The organism is Enterococcus sp. C76 (genome assembly GCF_040886985.1).
Classification (GTDB): domain Bacteria; phylum Bacillota; class Bacilli; order Lactobacillales; family Enterococcaceae; genus Enterococcus_B; species Enterococcus_B lactis.
On record NZ_JBFOEY010000002.1, the window covers coordinates 307,568 to 327,933 of the forward strand.

19 protein-coding genes and 1 pseudogene are annotated in these 20,366 nt (G+C 37.6%); 3 read left to right on the forward strand and 17 right to left on the reverse strand.

Annotated elements, in window-relative coordinates; translation table 11 throughout:
- Window positions 1–215: 215 nt before the first annotated feature.
- From AB3I00_RS03910 to AB3I00_RS03930, 5 genes and pseudogenes are all read right to left on the reverse strand, one after another.
- The gene (locus AB3I00_RS03910; RefSeq protein WP_104764815.1) at window positions 216–977 is read right to left on the reverse strand and encodes a 3-oxoacyl-ACP reductase; all 762 of its coding nucleotides are present in this window, start codon (window positions 975–977) and stop codon (window positions 216–218) included.
- On the reverse strand, window positions 974–1,195 hold the full coding sequence (locus AB3I00_RS03915; RefSeq protein ID WP_002290506.1) for a DUF2829 domain-containing protein: 222 nt from the start codon (window positions 1,193–1,195) through the stop codon (window positions 974–976). The genes AB3I00_RS03910 and AB3I00_RS03915 overlap by 4 nt, the downstream gene beginning before the upstream one ends.
- A gap of 19 nt (window positions 1,196–1,214) precedes the next feature.
- Window positions 1,215–2,801: pseudogene (locus AB3I00_RS03920) on the reverse strand (helix-turn-helix domain-containing protein).
- The gene (locus AB3I00_RS03925; RefSeq protein ID WP_002315539.1) at window positions 2,801–3,502 is read right to left on the reverse strand and encodes an LrgB family protein; all 702 of its coding nucleotides are present in this window, start codon (window positions 3,500–3,502) and stop codon (window positions 2,801–2,803) included. The pseudogene AB3I00_RS03920 and the gene AB3I00_RS03925 overlap by 1 nt, the downstream one beginning before the upstream one ends.
- The gene (locus tag AB3I00_RS03930; protein WP_002341096.1) at window positions 3,495–3,905 is read right to left on the reverse strand and encodes a CidA/LrgA family protein; all 411 of its coding nucleotides are present in this window, start codon (window positions 3,903–3,905) and stop codon (window positions 3,495–3,497) included. The genes AB3I00_RS03925 and AB3I00_RS03930 overlap by 8 nt, the downstream gene beginning before the upstream one ends.
- Before the next feature lie 325 nt (window positions 3,906–4,230).
- Between AB3I00_RS03930 and AB3I00_RS03935 the strand changes: the two genes are divergently transcribed.
- The gene (locus tag AB3I00_RS03935) at window positions 4,231–4,965 is read left to right on the forward strand and encodes an MIP/aquaporin family protein (protein WP_002290500.1); all 735 of its coding nucleotides are present in this window, start codon (window positions 4,231–4,233) and stop codon (window positions 4,963–4,965) included.
- 91 nt (window positions 4,966–5,056) lie between these two features.
- Here the strand turns inward: AB3I00_RS03935 and AB3I00_RS03940 are convergent, their stop codons facing one another.
- The 7 genes from AB3I00_RS03940 to AB3I00_RS03970 form a co-directional block, all read right to left on the reverse strand.
- Window positions 5,057–6,352, reverse strand: coding sequence for a helix-turn-helix domain-containing protein (locus tag AB3I00_RS03940; protein ID WP_368024793.1), 1,296 nt, complete (start codon window positions 6,350–6,352; stop codon window positions 5,057–5,059).
- Between the two features lie 217 nt (window positions 6,353–6,569).
- Window positions 6,570–7,667 (reverse strand): DUF916 and DUF3324 domain-containing protein, encoded by a 1,098-nt coding sequence (locus AB3I00_RS03945; RefSeq protein ID WP_368024794.1) that lies wholly within the window; start codon window positions 7,665–7,667, stop codon window positions 6,570–6,572.
- A 120-nt stretch (window positions 7,668–7,787) separates the two neighbouring features.
- On the reverse strand, window positions 7,788–9,815 hold the full coding sequence (locus AB3I00_RS03950) for a MucBP domain-containing protein (RefSeq protein WP_368024795.1): 2,028 nt from the start codon (window positions 9,813–9,815) through the stop codon (window positions 7,788–7,790).
- Between the two features lie 146 nt (window positions 9,816–9,961).
- On the reverse strand, window positions 9,962–10,687 hold the full coding sequence (locus AB3I00_RS03955) for a WxL domain-containing protein (RefSeq protein ID WP_025477444.1): 726 nt from the start codon (window positions 10,685–10,687) through the stop codon (window positions 9,962–9,964).
- A gap of 513 nt (window positions 10,688–11,200) precedes the next feature.
- The gene (locus AB3I00_RS03960) at window positions 11,201–12,100 is read right to left on the reverse strand and encodes a metallophosphoesterase (RefSeq protein WP_070770651.1); all 900 of its coding nucleotides are present in this window, start codon (window positions 12,098–12,100) and stop codon (window positions 11,201–11,203) included.
- Between the two features lie 9 nt (window positions 12,101–12,109).
- Window positions 12,110–12,466: an iron-sulfur cluster biosynthesis family protein gene (locus AB3I00_RS03965; protein ID WP_002287910.1), complete on the reverse strand. Its 357-nt coding sequence runs from the start codon at window positions 12,464–12,466 to the stop codon at window positions 12,110–12,112.
- A 63-nt stretch (window positions 12,467–12,529) separates the two neighbouring features.
- Complete coding sequence (locus tag AB3I00_RS03970) at window positions 12,530–13,111, reverse strand: GNAT family N-acetyltransferase (RefSeq protein WP_070770650.1); 582 nt, start codon at window positions 13,109–13,111, stop codon at window positions 12,530–12,532.
- Window positions 13,112–13,341: 230 nt separating this feature from the next.
- Here AB3I00_RS03970 and AB3I00_RS03975 point away from each other — a divergent pair, with 230 nt between their 5' ends.
- A complete protein-coding gene (locus AB3I00_RS03975) occupies window positions 13,342–13,638 on the forward strand; it encodes a hypothetical protein (RefSeq protein WP_002290488.1) in 297 nt (98 codons plus the stop codon).
- Between the two features lie 134 nt (window positions 13,639–13,772).
- On the opposite strand, the gene AB3I00_RS03980 is transcribed toward AB3I00_RS03975, so the two are convergent.
- Genes AB3I00_RS03980 through AB3I00_RS03995 form a run of 4 tightly spaced genes read right to left on the reverse strand, consistent with a single transcriptional unit; the run spans window position 13,773 to window position 17,400 of the window.
- Entirely contained in the window at window positions 13,773–14,726 is a 954-nt protein-coding gene (locus tag AB3I00_RS03980) for a siderophore ABC transporter substrate-binding protein (RefSeq protein ID WP_368024796.1), read from the reverse strand.
- Between the two features lie 22 nt (window positions 14,727–14,748).
- Complete coding sequence (locus AB3I00_RS03985) at window positions 14,749–15,504, reverse strand: ABC transporter ATP-binding protein (RefSeq protein WP_002290486.1); 756 nt, start codon at window positions 15,502–15,504, stop codon at window positions 14,749–14,751.
- A complete protein-coding gene (locus AB3I00_RS03990; RefSeq protein ID WP_368024797.1) occupies window positions 15,501–16,457 on the reverse strand; it encodes an iron chelate uptake ABC transporter family permease subunit in 957 nt (318 codons plus the stop codon). The genes AB3I00_RS03985 and AB3I00_RS03990 overlap by 4 nt, the downstream gene beginning before the upstream one ends.
- Window positions 16,450–17,400 (reverse strand): ABC transporter permease, encoded by a 951-nt coding sequence (locus AB3I00_RS03995; protein ID WP_368024798.1) that lies wholly within the window; start codon window positions 17,398–17,400, stop codon window positions 16,450–16,452. The genes AB3I00_RS03990 and AB3I00_RS03995 overlap by 8 nt, the downstream gene beginning before the upstream one ends.
- Window positions 17,401–17,549: 149 nt before the next feature.
- Between AB3I00_RS03995 and AB3I00_RS04000 the strand changes: the two genes are divergently transcribed.
- The gene (locus AB3I00_RS04000; RefSeq protein WP_368024799.1) at window positions 17,550–18,002 is read left to right on the forward strand and encodes a YueI family protein; all 453 of its coding nucleotides are present in this window, start codon (window positions 17,550–17,552) and stop codon (window positions 18,000–18,002) included.
- Window positions 18,003–18,089: 87 nt separating this feature from the next.
- On the opposite strand, the gene gshAB is transcribed toward AB3I00_RS04000, so the two are convergent.
- Window positions 18,090–20,357: a bifunctional glutamate--cysteine ligase GshA/glutathione synthetase GshB gene (gshAB, locus tag AB3I00_RS04005; RefSeq protein ID WP_368024800.1), complete on the reverse strand. Its 2,268-nt coding sequence runs from the start codon at window positions 20,355–20,357 to the stop codon at window positions 18,090–18,092.
- Window positions 20,358–20,366 lie beyond the last annotated feature (9 nt).

Consider the following 20,366-nt stretch of genomic DNA (forward strand, 5'->3'; position numbering starts at 1 on the left):
AATAAGAATAGTCAAATAAAAATAGCTCCTCCTATTTTTCATTTGGCTGGACTTATTACCGCAGTTGCAAGCTTTTGAACACCGTTTATATCAGAAGGTTGTGAAAAAGCTGTCTGACATCAAATGCCGGGAACAATCATCGACTTTCTTTTATCATCAACCATTTGGTTCTCTCTTTATTTCTTATCATACAGAAGCTTGAAAAAAACTCAAGGTTATTTTAGCAACCAGCCACCGTCGATTGGAATAATCGTTCCTTGTATATAGCTTGCTTGAGGAGAGGCAAGAAATAATGTCAGCTCTGCTACCTCTTCCGGCTGTGCCCATCGCTTGACTGGTGTTTCATTTGCCACCCACTCTGCCATCTCACCTTTTCCTTCAAAATCAGCCGCATTCATCGGCGTTTGGATGGCTCCTGGAGCAATTCCTTTTACTCGGATCCCCTGCTCTGCGTAATCCAGAGCGAGTTGTTTAGTAAAACCGACGATTGCATGTTTCGCACTTGTATAAGCGATCCCACCTCCGCCAGCAACCAAACCCGCAATCGAAGCCATGTTGATGATTGTTCCGCTTTTTCGGCGGATCATATCAGGAAGGATGATGCTTGTTAGATGATACATGCTTTTCACATTCGTTTCATAAATCAGATCCCACAGCGATTCGTCAGTTTCCATCAAGGATTTGTATGCATCTAATACCCCCGCAGTATTCAATAAAATCGTAATCTCACCAAAATGATTTTGGCATTTCGATACCGCTTGTTGGAGTTCTTTCCTCTGTCGGACATCCCCTAGTGCGTAGGCAAAAGTTTCAGGAAATCGAAAAGAAATTTCTTCCATTTTTCCAAATTTTTGATCTAATCCAAATACAAAGGCATCTTGTTCCAGAAAAGCTTGGGCTTGTGCGGCACCAATACCAGAAGCAGCTCCTGTAATAAATACGACCTGTTTAGCTAAATCTGGATAACGGTTTTTCATTCTACGATCGCCCAATCATCTGCTAAAATATCGCAAACTGTAGGAGCAAAGCTAGAAAAACCTTCATCACTTGTTTTGATCAATAAGTAAGGCGTCACCGGACAGCCATCAAATTCATCATCGGATACGAGAACAACATAAAGCTCAAATCCACTCCATCCTTTACGAATAATCTTTGCACCTTTTTTCAATTCTGGTAAAATTTCTTCAAATGTCATCTTTATTCTCCTTTTTTTGTTATTGTTTTGATTGTTTTTGTTTTTGAATCATTTCAAATTTTTGAGATAGCTGAATGTAATCTATCAATTTTAATTCTTCGGTCACAATAAAATAATCAAGATCCGCCCACGGTTTTCGATGAACTTTACTTGTTGAAATCAAAAGATCCACTTCTCTTCCCCGATAATCCGTTGGTAGAAAAATCAGCTGATAATCATTACGGAAAAACGTCCGTAACCCCTCCTCTAACAGTTGCTCTTCAAATAATGGGAAATCTGTCATCAAGAGGATCGTGATCTTTGGAAGCTGTGGAGTAAAGGCTCCTAATGTTTTAAACACAGTCAGATACCGTCCCATCAAAAACGCATGATTTTTAAACGCCAGATGATTAGGCTGTTTGTGTCTGCTTTCAAAAAAGCGTACTAACCATTGTTTTAATTCCTTGTTTTCAATGACTAAATGATTAATGAAGTCACTACTGTTTCCATCAATCGTTTCTTTTGCGTTAGGAAAAAGATAGGCGAAAAAATGACTACTGAACAAATAGTTTTCTGCCTCAAAGGTCAGATCTTCCGCTGGTAGCTCCTGCTCTTCTTGATAAAGAGAAAGAGCTGCTTTTGCTTCAGAAAGAGCTGCAAAAGGCGGTGTTTCTGCTTGTTGATGAAAATCAAAAATTTTCTTCCGTATCTTAGGATCACTATAATATTCTTCACGCGTCATCAGAACAAGAAACAATGCGCCTAATTCGTCTTCTACTTGAAAATAATTAGGAAATACCGGCTCCATGACTTGGCAGAATCGCTGGAACAACAGATTGTCTGCGATCAGCCCTCTTTTTTTCTCATTCAATACCACATAATGCTTCTGTGATTTTCTTAAAAAAAAGGCACCTAGCATGTATTCCAATCGTCTTTTTTTGATTTCATTCAAACGAACGTTGAAAAAAGCCATGATATGTTCTGCCATATTTTTTACGTCCATTTGAGAAATCGTTTCAAACGGCCAGATTTTCCCTCGAAACAACTGCCAGAATGTCATATGCAAGTAAAGTCGAATGATTTCTTCTTCGCCTTGCGCGATATATGTACCTCGTTGCAGACGAATGCCATAAGTTTGCAGTTGCTGTTTCCATTCATTGATTTTTCGATGAGCAGTGGATTCACTAATGTAATGCTTTTGCGCAAATTGGTAAATCGTGTGGAATTCTTCAAAAAAAATGTCGTGCAGCAGCTGGAATTTCAGCGTACTTTGCACGAGATAGATCAAAAAACGCTCATGTTCGATTGAATCGAGCGTATCATAAAAGTTATAACCAGAACGGTGATTTTTTGTAAACAAAGGGTGCGTCTTACCGCTAAACTGCTGATAGTTTTTAGACAGCTCGTTTAGGTATTTCGACACACTGCGGGCATCCAGCTGAACAACTTGCGCTAATTGTGCAGCAGTATGCCAAGCTTGATCCTCAAAACTTTCTAGGAGGAGAATCTTATAATATAGATCTTTATCAAATTGTTTAAGATACTCGGAAGACAAATACACGTCTTTCCCTCCTTTTTTATGCTAGAACGTTTTGGTTATTGTAGCATAAAATAGTGGTCTTCGCATCAAAACAAGCCAGCAAAAGGCTGAAAGAATAACGGTAGCAACAAAACGGTCAATATCCCATTTACGCATATCGCAAGCCCTGAAATGATCCCTTCTACTTCGCCAATCTCGATTGCTTTTGCTGTACCGATAGCATGAGAAGTACTTCCTAACGCCACACCGCGAGCAACGGGACTTTCGATCTTGAATAGGCGGAAAATATGAGTAGCAATCAACGAGCCAAAAATACCTGTAGAGACAACAATAGCAAGAGTCACGGCATTCACCCCGCCCATCGTATGAGACAAATCGACAGAAATAGCCGTCGTTACAGATTTCGGTAGTAATGAGATGACCATCTCTTTATGAAGAGAGAAAAAATAACCGATCCCTACACTAACCAAGCAATTTGCGACTATCCCTGCCAAAATCGCAGCTATTACAGGATAAAAATTTTCTTTCAGCAAACGGAAGTTTTTATAAAGCGGGATGGCAAGTGCCACTGTCGCAGGAGTAATCAGCATAGTCAAAAAATTGCCGCCGATATTATACTCTTTATAGCTGACGCCAGAAAAATGCAGAAATAAGATAATAACAACAATCGATAATACGAGAGGATTCAAAACAGGGAGTTTATATTTCCGCAAAAATTTGTCAGATAATACGTACACTCCTAAAGTCAAACTTAAGCCAAATAATGGATTCACAAAAAACTCAGTCAATTTGATTCTCCTCCATTTCGTTTACAGATACCCTGCTTGCTTTTTTCTTACGGACATAGCCTAGCAAAGCTTCTACCCCTTCTGCCGTTTTTCCCGCTGTGACCATCGTGACGATGGAGCACACGACGACTGCCCCCAGTAAAATAGGCCATATCGAAGCAATGTCATCAAAATATTCCAATAAACCTACACCAGCTGGAACAAATAAAATAGCTAGATTATTCAATAAAAAGTCACCAGTTGCTCCGATTTTTTCAGGATCAACAAGATGCATTTCAAATGCTAAAAATAAAAAAAGAATACCTAAGATACTCCCAGGAATAGGTAAATGAGCAAAAATTCGGATACCTTCTCCTAATACAGAAAAGAAAATAATAATGAAAAACTCTTGAAAAAATTTCATCAAACAACACTCCTTACGTATAGCTTTCATTTTACTAACAAACCTTTTCTGAAAGTTTCAAAACATGCTGTTTCTAAGATACAATTTTTGAGAAAAAAAACGTTTTTTTTTTGGTATATTTATAGTTAAGCTTGGTGATTTGTGGAGAACTTTTAAAAAGAGTTGGAGTTTTACTGTTGGTCTGGTTTCTTATACGTAATGGAAATCATTTTTTTATTCACATTTGTTAAGACTGCAGAAATCCTTCCGACACGAAACACTGCACCGATGCTTTTCGTGTTGATGTTTCTTTTTTTTTGCATTTTTATAACATTTGGAGGTATTTATGGATTACTCACTAATGACCCGTCTTGCGGCGGAAATGATTGGTACAGCATTACTAATCGTGCTAGGTAACGGTGCTGTAGCAAACGTAGATTTAAAAGGTACAAAAGGATATGGCAGCGACTGGATGCTGATTGCTGTCGGATATGGATTTGGGGTTATGATGCCGGCAATGATCTTTGGCGGAATCAGCGGTAACCACATCAACCCAGCATTTACGATTGCCTTAGCGTCTAATGGATTGTTCCCTTGGGCTGAAGTTGTTCCTTATATCATTGCACAATTGATTGGTGCAGCGATCGGACAATTGATCGTAGTGGCTTGTTACAAACCTTACTACGACCAAACAGAAGATGTAAACCATGTGTTAGGTACATTCTCAACAATCAACAGTGTTGGTTCTAAATTCAATGGTTTCGTCAATGAATTCTTTGGTTCATTCGTTTTATTCTTTGGAGCTTTAGGTATTACAAAAGCACCATTCTTCCAAGATAACCTTGGTACAGCTCACTTAGCACTTGGTTTCCTTGTATGGACATTAGTTGCTTCACTTGGTGGTCCTACAGGTCCTGGTCTGAACCCAGCTCGTGACTTTGCACCACGTCTTGTACACGCACTACTTCCATTGAAACATAAAGGTTCTTCTCAATGGGGATATGCATGGGTACCCGTTGTTGCACCTATCTGTGCTGGTGTCGTAGCAGTATTCTTATATAAATTATTATTTATGGCTTAATTAAAAGCTAAATAAAAAAACTTGGTACAGCGATTGCGTACCAAGTTTTTTTATTTTAGAAAAAGCAGGTGGACTTTCTAAAAGAAGTTCACTATTCGATCCTGTCGATGATTTCTTCAGGAAAATCAAGTTTTCCAGCCTCTATCACTTCCGTATTCAGATTAATGTACAAACTTAAATTTTTCTTGATAAATCGATTATAAGCAGCACCATAGGAAAAATCGATGATGATCTTTACTGGCTCAGAAACTAGTTGAACGGGTATGTGATTGATCAATAACAATAAATAACTGAAAAAAAGAAAAAATTTATCTTGAAGCAACTCTTTGTGTTTTGACATTAGATCATTCATATACTCTAATAGATAGCAATAAAATGTAGGATAGTTTTGATTAAAAAAAGAAATATCTAGTGGAAATTCATCCGATTTATTAAGGGTATAATGCAAAAGTTTAAAATGTATTTTGGTTAACTCATTTTGGATCGATTTTCTCGTTTCTTTCGGTAACCGTTTGAACCGTTTTTCAAAACTTTCAATGAACCGCTCATTCAACCATTCGATTGTTTCATCTTCTTTTTTCCTCAAATACTTTTGATCTAACTTATCATGGAGATAAAGCCACGAGAGGATCTTACAGATAAAAACAACTGATTCTGTCTCCAGTACTCCTTTTAGATAGAAAAATCCTATATCTGAGAAAAATAGCGGCTGATTGTTGACAATATCTAAAGAATCTTCTTGTTCAGACAATAGATTGATTGCTAAAAAGTGGAATAATTTCTTTTTTTCATAAGCGGAAAGAGGATAATACCGATTTAAATTTTTTACCATTTTTTCTGTTTTTATAATTATAGGTAGCGCATACAACTTTTCAACACTTATTTCTGTTGAGTTAAAAAGATTATATAAAAAAAGGCGGATGTTTTTAGGATTTCCTGTCAACTTTCTTTTCTCAAAAAAAATTTGATACTTTTTTAGATTTCTTTTCAGCCCTTGCAATACTTTATACGCCACAGAATAACTCACATGATGCTGTTCAGCAAAATTTTCTATTGAGATATATTTTTCCTGAAAGAAAGCCAATACCATTTTCATGGATAAAGAATCTGTTATATAGCGAGATAATAGGGCTTTACTAGAACTTTTACCATTGATTTCCAAACATATCATCAATTCACTAACAGTTAGACGAAAATTTTTCTCTAAATCGAACATTTGTAAATCATGTTTTAGCTTATCGATAGTTTTTTTCAAGAGAAATGTCGATAACGATAGTTTCTCTTGAATATCCGAGATTGATTCTGATAAATTTGAGCTTGCTTCTAAATATTTAAGTAATGAATAACTTCTATAATCTTCCTTGCTTAAAAAAAACTCATAATTCATTAGCCATCAGCTCTTTCTACGTATATTGCTGTTTCCATTCCTTCACTGCTACTATCCCTTCTTATTCGTTTATTCGGCCGTTCTTGCTGTTATACCTGTTATAATGATTATATCATTTACTTATAGGCATCTACACTAATACAAAAGCATTTTATACTATCGAAAAAGGACTTAAATATCACGCAATAAGGAAAAACTATTATTTGTTATTTTGATTTTACTTTTCTTTCTCTTCTTTCTTTCTCAAAATAAACCAAAGGATAAGTATTAAAACGAACAACAAGAAAATCAGCGCTTCCAAGATGTAGATCCAATTATTGGTCTTTTTAATCGTCACATCCTTCGTATTCAATTCCTTGGCTTCTTTCCCGTCTATCATAAACACTTTTTCAAATATCCATTGGTCGGTATAGTTGATGGTGGTATTTTCTTTTTTTCTTGAGAATTTTCCATTTTCATTTTCATTTCCTAGAATGGTCATTGTGAGATGATATTCGCCTGGAGTTAGTGGCTGACCATTCAAAGCTGTTGGAAAAGAAAAGTTTGTATTCGGCGCAATCTGCAATCCTTCTTTTACCTCCTGATATAAAACTTCAGAATGTCCTTTTTTTGTAATTTTTGTTTCAATAACTACCTGATTGATATAGGTTTTTTGATCATTTTGAACATTTGCTAAAATGACATTTCTTGCATTGATTTGATCAGGTTTAACTTCATGGAGAACTAGGTTAGGAGCAACTTCATTCAGTGTCTGTCGCATTAACAAGGCAACAGTATAGGCGTATTCATTCTCAATCGATAAGCTTTGATCCTTGTTTTCTGTTTGATTCTTTTCCGTCACAATTTCTTTGAATGTGATTCCACCAGCCAATACACCATCGAATCGATCTTTTGGCATCTTGGCATGAAAAACCACAGTTTGAACGCTTTTAGGTTCCAGTGTCACTGTCTCTGGATAACTCACATAGTCGATCAGATCAAAGATTAGACTTTCGTCTTTTTCAATCTCATTTTTTCCATATTCAACCATCACGTTTGAATTAGTCGTTGCGCTATTCACAGAAATGTCGATTTTCACTTCTTTTTCCGTATCATTTCTCAATTCTGCTTTTAATTCTACTTCCTGATCTGGAACAAGTTGGAGATCGAAATAAGTTTTTCTTTTATCGATCTGATTCTCTGAAGTTATTGGCGTCACCGAAAAATTGAATGCACTAGCTGTCACTGGTAAATGGTTAAAAAGTGTCCCTATAATAACTAGGAGTGTTATAAATAATTGCTGTTTTGGTTTCAAGAAAATCGCTCCTTTCATCATATGTAAGAAAAGACGGGAACAAAAGCGTGTCTCTGCAGTTGTAAGCTGCACAGGAAATAAGTATTTATGGTTCCTGTTGTCCTTGGTGAACCATGCTTTTGTCCTCACCTTCTCTTTTTATTAATTTTCTGGAACATCTGCAAGAATCCAGGATAGTTTCCCCTTAAATGTTCCAATCCTTTGATTTTCTACAGGAATATCTATTCTGATTCCATGTTGAGATGTAGAATCTAAAATAGCAGACAAATCACTTTCGCCTTTTTGGTCACTTTCAAAAATCGTAACAGCAGATGACCCTATAACCGTTGTCTCTTCAGAAGTAACAAACGAAAGAGCTTCCGGGAGTTCAAACGTTCCATTTGTAAGAACTTTTTCTTGTTTCAATTGTAATATCCAACCTCCAGAAGCCCGTTCATCCATGATTTTCAATCCACCTGAAAATTGCCCAAATACACTTAATGGTTTATTGGATATTTTATGTTGCCCAAAATCTACATACTGAGGAGCCGCTGAAAGATAAAGCTTTCCTTTTCTGTAATAAAAATAGATATCCGCTGTATTTTCGGAAAAGACACCTTCTGTATTCGCTGAATCAGAGTCAAAAACATATCCCTCAATATCAATAGGAACTTCTTTATAACTCTCTCCGATTTTTCCAGTGATTGTTTTCATTTCTGCGAGTTCATTTTGACTCTCTTTCTCTTTATAATAAACATGGGCATCTATTTCCTTCAGCTTCGCAATCGTCAGACTTATATCATTTGACTGCTCAATTAGCTTTGCATTCTCAAGATATTCAAAGTGCATAGTCAGTACCTTTTCGGGAATGACTTCTTGCAAGTCTGTTTCCAACTCAATAATCAATGTATCTCCAAGAACAAAATAATCTCCTAGATTGAGTGTGACTCGGTTTTCTGTTATCAGGATATCTTTGGCATCAACTTGATTTCCGTTGATCAAGATACGCTCAGGAATATTTAATTCTTGTGGTAGGTCTATACTAGTCTCCAATTTCTTATCTTCAAGAAAATTCCCAGTAACTTTCAATGTATTTCTGATAGTTATCTTATCGTTTCTTTCAACTTCAGCGATGGCCCCATAATCACTATCATTGACTTTTACATCAGCTGATGATGACACATTAGATGGAAGTTGCGTCATCGCGATAGCGTTTTCTTGAAAAAATGTACCTGTTGAAGAAGTAAATCCCCAATTTACTTCTGTAGAACCGAATTGACTGATGAGATCAGGTACAATGTGAGAAGAGCGACCGACACCTTCCAGATCATAGGTGAGACTTCTTTGAGACGCGTCCCATTGAATAATTAATGTACGCCATGTACCATCAGAGAGAAAGGTAGGTGCTACTGTTACGCCAGTATGCTCTCCGGAATAATTGTTGTTATTTGGTTTAGGAGTGACAAAGGCGACATGTCCATGTCCCTTATTATCGGCAGTTATTTCACGATCCATTCGATCAGAAGAGCCACTATTTTTATATGTGTCGAACTCAATCGAGAGTGCATTTGCGACATAAGGCTGTCCTGATCGAGTCGAATAAGAACCAATTCCCATACCTGGGGAACCGATAACTTGACTGGGATCATTAGCCATTCTAGAATCACCAGTCAATGTAAAAGTCATACCATCTCCTGCTTTATCTCGTTGATTTCCTAAATATAAATAACATTTAAAAGTAAAATCTGAGCGTAAATCGATTTTATTGTTTGACCAAATAGCTCCTCTTTGAGACCTCTCTGCTGGATTCAGTTGCAATAGCTTCCCGTTTTCCAATATGGATGTGCTGGTGCCGATAGGTTGTTGAAAAATCTTATCAATAGAAATAATATTGGGATCATTAGGCAGCCCCACTCGATAAGTCGGGGCATTCTCTAATGGCTGTTTGATTAACTCTTCAGATTCCTCTTTGTCAGTGATCTCTTTACTGTCAGTAGTACTTGAATTCTCACTGCTTTCTTGGATCTGGCTGGATTCTGTTAAACGATCGAGTGTCGAAGCCTCTTTGCTTTCTTCGACTCTTCTATTATCATTCACCAACTGATTCGATTCCAAAGAATACCCTATAATCGGAAAGATATTAGTCGCTAATAGACTGCTTAAAATGAGCGCGATTCTTCTCTTTTTCACTATATCTTTTCCTCCTGATCGTTGAATTCCCAGATGAACTGTTCCTGTCCAAACTAATATAGCTTGGTCTTTACCAACCTTTGTTTAGATTGTCTTCACAAAACCGTTTGACTGCATGCTTATTTTCAATTGTTCTTGCAAGTAAACTAGTTATTGGGTGTATCTTCTAATGTCCAAACTAATTTAGTAGAATATTGTTGTGCTAACTTGACCGATGTACCAGGTACCGAAAGCTGTACCGCATCTTTATTTTCATTTTCATTCGCACCAAATCGATAGACCCAAGTCCCCACACCTGTTCCTGATTTAGCATTGATTGCTAACGTATTATTTCCTCCTGGTGTCAGCGTTAATTCAGAATTGACCGTTTCAGGTGTATATGTTGGATCAACCAAAGAAACAGCCTGTCCTTTCGTAAACTTCAGCTGTGCTCCAACTAGTTCGTCCCCACTGGCAGTTTTAAATTGTTCTGGTTGGGCTACACTTAATTTCCACCCAGATAGTGTTCCTCTTTTATCTGTCACTTGGACATATGTCGGTTTTTTAGAACCATCAGTCATTTCATCAGCAGATGCATAATACGTTTTATCTGCAGTAGAAATTTTTTGAGTCCCAAATTTGAATTTTGATCCATAATCAATCGATAATGCTCCTCCTGTTCCAGGACTTGGAGGGTCTACTGGATCGACAGGGACGTTGGGATCAGGATCTTCCGGATCAACTGGAGGAGTTATTCCCTCATCTCCTGCTTCAAATGTGATCGTTCCGTCTGTGTTATATTCCTTTGGGTATACTTCAGCTGCAGAGACAAAAGTCGCACTTACTGCCATACTGAATAACATCGTTGCTACTAATATAGTTTCTTTTTTCATCATTGCCATTCCTCTTTCTTTTTTTAATAAATATACAATCGATCCATAGCACATGTTTGCTTTACGGAACTTATGAGAGAGAAGAATATCGTCCCGTGTCTGCTCATATATGTCGATTAGTTGTTAGGTGATCATCAGTCCGTTTTGATTCTTATTTTTCTATTGCCGCTTGATGCAATTAAAATTAGAACTATAGCTGTCATAGTCTTTAAAATCATTTGTACGTCTCACACCCCCATCCATCAAAATATGACTTGACTGTCAAGACTGCAATCAATAGTTATTATAAGTAAATAAAAAATACATATTATATTATTTTTTGACAGTATCAGATAAAAAAAGAATAAACGCTTGCATCTAGTACTCCCTATGTTATGAACCAATTGATCAAATAAACATTCGCTAACTATTCTCCACAGCAAAAAAGCAGCAGATCCACGATAAATGGATCTACTGCTCTTACTTATCCTTATATTTAACAGGGATTTTCTTTTACACATCGCTAATGCTGTCTCAATACGAAATGATCGTCATCGCTTGTTCAAATTCCTCTTGCAAGTGTTGTGTTTGATAGGCCTGAAAAGCTGGGTGATGGGCACGCAAGAGTACGCGTAATTTCATAGGATCATAGCTGTCTAACAACTGTTCTTTCAAAACAAAATCACGAGTCAGTTGCCATTCATAATAATAACCGAATGGTCGACAACTATAAATTGCTCCATGGATCAACTGATCTTCGAACCGCCGATGCGTATGACCAAAAACTACTTGTTTGATATTTGAGTAATGGTCTAATAATTTCCCGAATGATTCTGATCCTAAAAACGCATTTAATTTGTTCCAACGCTCATAAGGAGCAGATTGATACACGATAAATGCTCGTTTAGGAACGAAATGAGTGGATAGAATGACCTCAAGCTTTTTTGCTTCCAACTGGTCTAGCAAATTTTTTGCAGCTGCAAGCATTTCTGCATTGACCTCGAGATCTGTTTTCCCACGCTGGATGAACCGATCATACCAATACAAACGTTTCATTCGTACGATTGCATCGTAATCTTTCAATTCGGAAAACTGATAGTCGTACCAGCCATTCATTCCTAAAAGAACGGTCTGCTCATTTAAAGCAATATACCGTTCATTTAAAAAATGTGGGTCTGGAAAATGGTCCATCATCTGTTCATTGGGCACATCTGCCAACTCGTGATTGCCGAAATGAAAGGTCGTAGATAATCCTTTATTGACGAAAAATTCGACAACAGCTAGGCAACGATCTACTTTATTGGCCGTATCTCCGGCTAGATGAAGCCGAGTGATCTTGTGCTTTTGCAAAACTTGCCAAAGCTGCATCAGCTCTGATTCGCCGAATTTATTGATGTCCACATGTAAGTCGCTGATGACCGCCAATTTTCCCATTTTATCCCTCTAGTCTTTTCGAACAACTTGCAAGTTGCCTTTTCTCAAGCCGCTTGGTCCTTTTAATTGTAAACTATTATAAGTTGGTTCTAAAGCAAGTGTTGATGGATCATCCATGTAAAGTATTGCACTGTCTTTGATTTTGATTGGTCCAACTGGTGTATCAGCCACTACAGAATAAAGACTTAGGTCTGTTTGTGTATCTTTTTTGACAATGATCAATCGAAATGCCGTGTCTAATTGGCAACTGACTTGGCTTTCTGCAAATGGACCGTCGCCGTTTTCGATATCTAATAAAAGTTGATCATCTGCTTCTAATTTATTTTTCAATACTTCTTGTGCTTCTTTTGTCACTTCTAATTTCATCTGTATCACCTCACGTCATAGAATAATCACTTTATTCATCAGATGCAACTAATTTGTCTGGTTTTAGCTGTTTCCTGTTTGTTGGAGAGCCAACCATTCGGATTTTGTGATTCCTCTTATCACTAAAGAAACCACTTCGCCATTTCTTCGCTCAGCATCTGGGATCAATCCTTCTTTTTTCATATGTAACTTCTCCATTACCCGTCCCGAATTGGAATTTCTCACGTCATGGGTAGCAAAGATCCTTACAAGATCTAATTGTTCGAAACCTAGTTTCAGCAAAGCAGCGGTAGCTTCAGGCATATAGCCATTTCCCCAATAGGCAGAATTGAGCGCATAACCGATTTCGGCAGTCCCATTGTGGTCATTCACACGGATATCTGTCGTTCCGATCAGTTTACCTGATTTTTTTAGTTCTATACCATATTTTCCTAAAGGGTCCTTTATAAAGGATGTAGCAATAGTTGCTCTTGTTTCTGCTAATGATTGGTTTGCGGGAAAGAGGAACCGTGTCGTTACCTCATCACTTGCATATTCATATACATCTTCTGTATCTGCTAAAGTGACGGGTCGTAAAATAAGTCGTTCTGTTTCTATCCATTGATTTTCTGCCAGTACAAGGTCTGTTTTAATTTCTTCTCCCATCTAAATCCGCTTCTTTCGTTATTTTTTCTCTACTATAGCGAAGCAGGCTCCAAAAAGCAACCTGTTATTTGTCCAACCTTATCCATTCCTTAAATAACAAAGTATATTCTAAAAAAATAAACATCCCTTAATAACTATTGGAAAAAGAATAACTTTTTGTTCACGGATTATTAACAACTCTTCGGTAAAGTAAACTTATCAAATAAAAAGACTTCTTTGGAGGAATCACTATGAAAGAATATATAAAAAGTATCTATTTTATCGAAGAAACACAAAACATCGAGGGTTCTTATATTGAAGTAAAAACACTTTTTGTCAATGAAGATAAAACAAAAGCATTGGATATCTATAAAAAATTAGCTGCAAAACAAACGAATAGTTTCGGATTGATATTAAGCGAGTATAAGATCAAAGCAGAAGAAAGTTATTTCTATCAATTATTAAAACGTTGGAGTAAGCTTCCCGCCGATTTTTATCGAAAAATGCAGATCATCAACTATCAGCCGCTTGCTGAGACACATGCGTGAATAAAGGTTGTGAAATCAGCACTTTAATCTGAGTATTAAAGAAAAAAGATTTCCCAAACACATAAAAACCGACCTCTAAAAGTTAGCTGGAAAATCTAACTTTTAGAGGTCGGTTCAATTTTTTATTTTTGATTCTACTTAAATGCTTGATCCACATCTTCGATCATCAGTTTCATTGACTCTAAACCGCCCCCGCTTAAATACCAGACATCTGGTTCAAGAGAGATGATCTGCTGATTTTTACCAGCATTCGTTTGTGCTACCAGTTCATTGGCAGAAATATCATCTTTGCTGTCGTCTCCACCAATAGCTTTTGTTCGGTCTACCACAAATAAGATATCCGGATTTTTTTCTAGCACATATTCATAAGAAACACTTTGACCGTGAGTGGATGCTTCGATTTGATCATCCGTTTGTTCAAAGCCAAATAAATCATGGATGAAACCAAATCTAGAACCTGATCCGTAGGCTGACAATTGCCCTTCATTCACAAGTGTGACTAGTGCTTTTTTATCAGACGCTTCTGCTTTCTTTTTCGTCTGATCGATTGCATTGGATAATTCCTCTAATTGAGTTTTAGCTTCTTCTTGCTTCCCAAAGATTTCCCCTAAAGTAGTGACATTTTGCTGGAAAGATTCCCATGGCTTTTTCGCATCTAAAGAAAGGAAAATAGTCGGAGCGATTTGACTTAGATCTTTTTGAAAATCTCTTTGCCGGCCAGAAATGATGATCAGATCTGGCTGAAGCTGATTGATTTTTTCTAAGTCTGGTTCTTTGATCCCACCTGCTGATTCCACTTTTTTATAGGAGGAAAGATACTCAGGAAGGCTGCTCGTAGCTGCTCCAACTACCTTATCTCCAACACCAAAAGCATCCATCGTATCTAAAGAACCATTGTCGAATACGACGACTTTTTCAGGATTCTTTGGCACCTCGATTTGATCGCCATTACTGTCTTTTATCGTTAATGCTGTTTCAGCTTGCGTACTGCTTTTCTTTGTATCTGCCTGACTGGTGTTGTTACTATTTCCACATGCTGCTAAACCAAATGATGCTAGAATCAAGATACCTACTACTAATTTTTTCATCTCTTCTCTCCTAATGTTAGTTTTAGAAATAAAGACAGAATCTGCGGCCTTCAATCTCACAAATCCGTATGTCCATTTCGTACAATTCATCCAATACATCTTTTTTTATCATTTCTTGAGTCGTTCCTTGCGTAAATAACTGTCCATCTTTCATTGCAACAATCTCGTCTGCATAACTTGCAGCAAAGTTGATATCATGAAGAACGATAACGATTGTTTTCCCAATTTCTTGTACTAACTTTTTTAAGATCTGCATGATTTGAACAGCAAAATTCATATCTAGATTGTTCAAAGGTTCATCCAGTAAAATATAATCCGTGTCTTGCGCTAGTACCATTGCAATATACGCACGTTGGAGTTGACCTCCTGAAAGAGTGTCAATCGATTGATCTGCTATTTCTTCTAACCCGAGGTGTTCCAGTGATTCCTGAACGATTTTTTGATCTTTTGTCGTCAATTTTCCTTTCGTATAAGGAAATCGTCCAAATTCTACTAATTCTTTCACAGTAATTTGGACATTTATTTCATTCGATTGTCGTAGGATCGATAATTTTTTGGCTAATTCATTGGATTTCCAAGCCTTTACTTCGTTATGGTCTAAATAGATTTCACCTGTATCTTTTGGTATCAAACGACTGATCATCGACAACACCGTTGACTTTCCAGCACCATTTGGACCGATAAAAGCAGTCAACTTCTTTTCAGGAATCGTTAACTGTACATCTTTGACCACTGATTTTCCATGGTACAGTTTATTGACCTTTTGTAAATCGATCATAAGATACTCTTCCTTTCGCGAATCAATTTTGTGACAAAATAAATTCCTCCGACAAATTCAACAACGACACTCACTGTTGTATTCCAGCCGAAAATCTGCTCTACTGCGAGCTGTCCGCCTGTCAGAAACAGCATAGCTACCAGAAAGCTTCCGATAAATAGCTGACCATGACGATAAGTAGAAAATACACGGTAACTGACATTTGCGACAATAAACCCTAAAAAAGTAACTGGACCCACAAGAGCCGTTGATGTCCCTGTCAAAAGACTGACACAACATAAAATCAAAAATTCAAAACGATCTGTGTCTATCCCAAGGTTTACAGCTTGTTCATTCCCAAGATGGAAAACGTCTAGCACATGTCGATATCGAAATAACAGGTACCAGCAGCCGATAATGATCAAAGAAGCAGGCAAAAGATACTGGCTTTGGATATTGCCAAAACTTGCAAATAATCTCCCTTGAAGCAAATCATATTCATTCGGATCCATGATGACTTGTAAAAAGGTACTGACACTACCAAAAAGCGTGCCTAAAATCATCCCTGACATCAGTAATAAAAAAAGATTTGCTTTCATTTTTTTCAAAAGAAAGAAAAATAACAACAGACTCAACCCGACCATCAGCCCAACATTCAATAAGAAAAAACCTGTACCTGTCTGCTGAAGCATCGTCACTCCTCCGATAAAGAAGAAAAGGACCGTTTGGACAAGGACATATAACGACTCAAGTCCCAATACGGAAGGAGTCAAAAACTGGTTATGCGTAATTGTCTGAAAGCTGATCGTAGCACTACTGACAGCTAGCGAGACAAGGATAAATGCAAAAATTTTCTTACTCCTCAATGCCCACGCAAAATGCCAGTTTCCATATGTATGGATCGTCAAGTACACTCCTGTAACAAATAGAACTAGAACAAGCATACCAATAAAAATAGACGGCTTTTTAAGCATATCGTCGCCCCCTTATCAGAAGATAAAGGAAGATAGCCCCACCGATGATTCCAACGATCACACTGACTGGTATTTCATAAGGAAAAATCAACACACGAGCGACAAGATCGCAAAATACTAAGAACAAACTACCTGCTAAAGCAGTTACGCCAATGGTTTTGTGCACTTGATCTCCATATATTTTAGAGACAAGATTCGGAATGATCACTCCGATAAAAGGAATGCTTCCTACCATGATCAACATGACTGCACTAGCCAATGAAACCAAGCCAATACCTAAAAGCTGCATCTTCTGGTAATCTATTCCCAAATTTACTGCAAATGATTCGCCCAGACCAATGATCGTAAATCGGTAAGCAAATAGCCAAACCAAGAGCAGCAATGGAACAACAGCATACAGTAACTCATAATTTCCACGTATCACAGTCGCAAAATTCCCTTGAAGCCACGAAGTCATATTTTGTATCAACTGGAATTGATAAGCAAAAAAAGTAGCAACTGAACCAATGATATTCCCTAACATGACCCCAATCAACGGAAGCATCAATTGATTTTTCTGGGGGAACAATCGCGTAAGGGATAAAAAAAGCAATGTTCCTGCGAAAGCAAAGCAAAATGCAGTCAAGGATCGGACAATCAAGGATGCACCAGGTAGGAAAATCATGGCCACTAAAATACCTAAACGCGCACTATCCATCGTGCCCGCAGTCGTCGGTGAAACAAATTTATTTTGGGTCAAATGTTGCATGATCAACCCACAAATGCTACTAGTCGCTCCCACAAGGATCAAACAAATCGTTCGCGGCAAACGAGTCGCTAGCAAGATTTGTAAACTTTGCCCATTTAACTGGAGCAATTCTGACAATTGTACATTCGATACTCCAATGAACAATGAAATACTACTTAAAATAACTAATAATGCTACTAGTCGTCCGTAGCGCATCCAATCCACCTTTCTAATTGAGAATGATTTTCATTCTTATTTTAAGTGAATCGTTGAACAAAAGCAACCGCTTTTTCATATGTTTTAGGTATTATTGGGAATATGCTATAATCGTAAGAAAGACAAAGAGAAGAAGGAGGGTATTTTTTATGGCACAAGATGATGTAAAAAGCCATTTGGATAAGGGACTTTATGGTACACCTTTAGTGAACCCTGAAGAACAGCATAAATATTTAGGGACATTCAGGGAACGTTGCTATCTTAGTATGACTGTTGCTGAAATGATCCAACCAAAAAACAAAGAGAACTTTTTAAAAGAACTCAAAAAACATCCAGATGCTTCCATACTCTTGAATGGGGCTCTACCCCTTTCTGTCCAAAACCAATATATCCAGCTAGCAACGAAAAACAATAGCCGTTTCACTGTAGTCAACGATCACGTCACTGCAAATCCTGAGGAATTCGGATTGCTCTTAACAGCAAAAGAAGCAGTAAATGAACCTGTGATCGATATCAAAAAAAAATACCCAGAAGAAAACTCTTCGCCAGCTGAAAAAGAAAAACCAAAAAAGAAAAAAAGCTTCTGGGATCGTTTATTTTAAAACGAAAAAACACATAAATTTTTACATGCAAAAAAGCTTTTGAACAGATTGACAACAAATAGGACAATCTGTCAAAAGCTTTTTCGTTTAAAATATTTCAGGATATAACAATTTCAATACATTCATCGTCAATCTTCTGCCTTTTCCTGCAAAAGGATAAACATGCATATGCATCGCTGGATTGAAATTTGCTTCGATGATCCCGTATGCTTTTTTATCGGTTGTAGGATCGATTTCTTTATCTGGTATGATCAAATCAATACCACTGATTTTAGCTCCTAGTGCTTCTACCGCAGAAACGGCGATTTTTTTGTAAGCTTCAGAAAATTCATCCGTCATATCGATCGAATCACCGCCCGTACTGATATTTGAGTTCTCCCTTAGATAAACAATTTGATTGGCTTGAGGAACTGATTCGATCGTTAACCCTTGTTCTTTCAACATCAATTGTTCTAATTCGCCTAATTGGATCAATTCCAACGGTGCACGATGATTTGTTCCACGCAAAGGGTCACTATTTTTTTCTTCAACAAGTTCTTTCACTGTTCGGATACCGTCACCAATAACATTAGCAGGGACTCGCAACATGATGGCTTGGACTTCTCCATCAATTACAAAGAAACGATATTCCGTTCCCGGCATAAATTCTTCTACTAACACCGAGCTGTCTTCACGAAAAGCAATCGCCAATCCTGCTTGATAATCCTCCAGATCAGCCCCTTCCTTGAAAATCGTGATACCTAACCCGTAATTTGTGGACTTAGGTTTGATCACAAAGGCCTGATCGGCAAATCTTGGATAAGCTTTTACGGCTTCTTCCATGGATGAAAATTCTGCGCCTCCTGGTACTCGGAACCCAGCTTCTTTTAAAACTTTTTTCGTTACTGTTTTGTTTTCCATGATAAGTGGAACGATATAGCTGTCCTTACTTGTCATGTTTGCATTTTTCACATATTCTACATGGTCTTGGAATTGCAGACGCAAAAATTGATCCGACTCATCTAATACTTTGACTTGGACACCTTTTTGGATGACATCGAACATAAATATCTGAGTAGAAAGTTCCATTTCGCGAAAACCGGCCAACTGATAGGGACGTTCATGACTTTCTTTATAATATTGATGCCCCAATGCCACAGCAACTTCTTGCTGACTCGATAGCTGTGCTTCTTGATAGAGTTTTGCTGCTAACGTTTGTTCGGGATGATCCATTTGAGTCAATGCTTCTTCCACTAAATAAAGAGAATCCAACCAATCCAATTCAACCAGCATTTGCTTCATCCCTTCAAGGATTTCTTTACCTTCTTGATGAAATTCAGTCTGATGTGATGGTTGTTCTAGTGCTACTTTGTTATTTCGAGTCGTACCTTCTGCCACCCATTGGTCACTGTCTTCTTTTTCTTCTGTCCATAGCATATACATCAGGAATAATTGTAAGAAACGAACTTGTTCCGGATTGATTCCCAGCCTTGCGTAAGGGTTCAGATCGATATTCCGCAATTCAATATAACGAACGCCTGTTTTTGCCAGATCTGCGACTTTCTTTCCGCCTCGGAAACGAAGCGGTGTATAAAATTCTTTCTCCTCCGAAAGTTTCCCTTCTTCGATCATTCGCTCAATATCTGCTAAATACTGTTTCATGGAAGCATAGGAAACTTTCACATTTGGATGATTCGTGTAGCCTAGCGCACTGTTTCGAATACTGCGAACAGGTTCTTGCGGGTGTGATTCATTTATAAAATAGTTCTTCTCGCTCATCGGTGAAGCACCAAATAAATAAGTGATCATCCAGCGATAGCGTAAAAAATTTCTCGCTGTTTTCAAATAAAGTTCTGTTTTGAATTCAGAAAAATCCTGAAATTCTTCCTGATGGCTGAACAATGTTCTTAACAATTCGTCACCAAATTCAAAATTGAAATGGATGCCGCTTACCATCTGTTTTCGCTTCCCGTATTCTTTTGCTAAATAACGTCGATACAAGACATCTTCGAAATTTTTTAATTTTGCAATAATGATTTCTTCGTCTTTTTCCGGTAAGGCAGGTGGCATACTTAATGGCCAGATCATCTCTTCTTTCGGTATAGAACGAGCAGTCACATCATAAACAGCAGCCAGATACTGAAATAATTCGGGAATAGAATCGGTAACTGGGGTGATCATCTCTGTTTGTGTTTCGCTAAAATCTGTTTGGATATAGGGGTGATAAGATCGATCGCCAAAGATTGCTGGATGATCGGTTTTTGCTAGATTTCCTGCAAGATCAACCCGCTGTCCTTCCCGTTCTATACCAAATCGAGCTTGGTCGATAAAAGGGCGCGCATTGTCATGCAATAATAATTGCTTAAAATTCATCATTAAGTGACC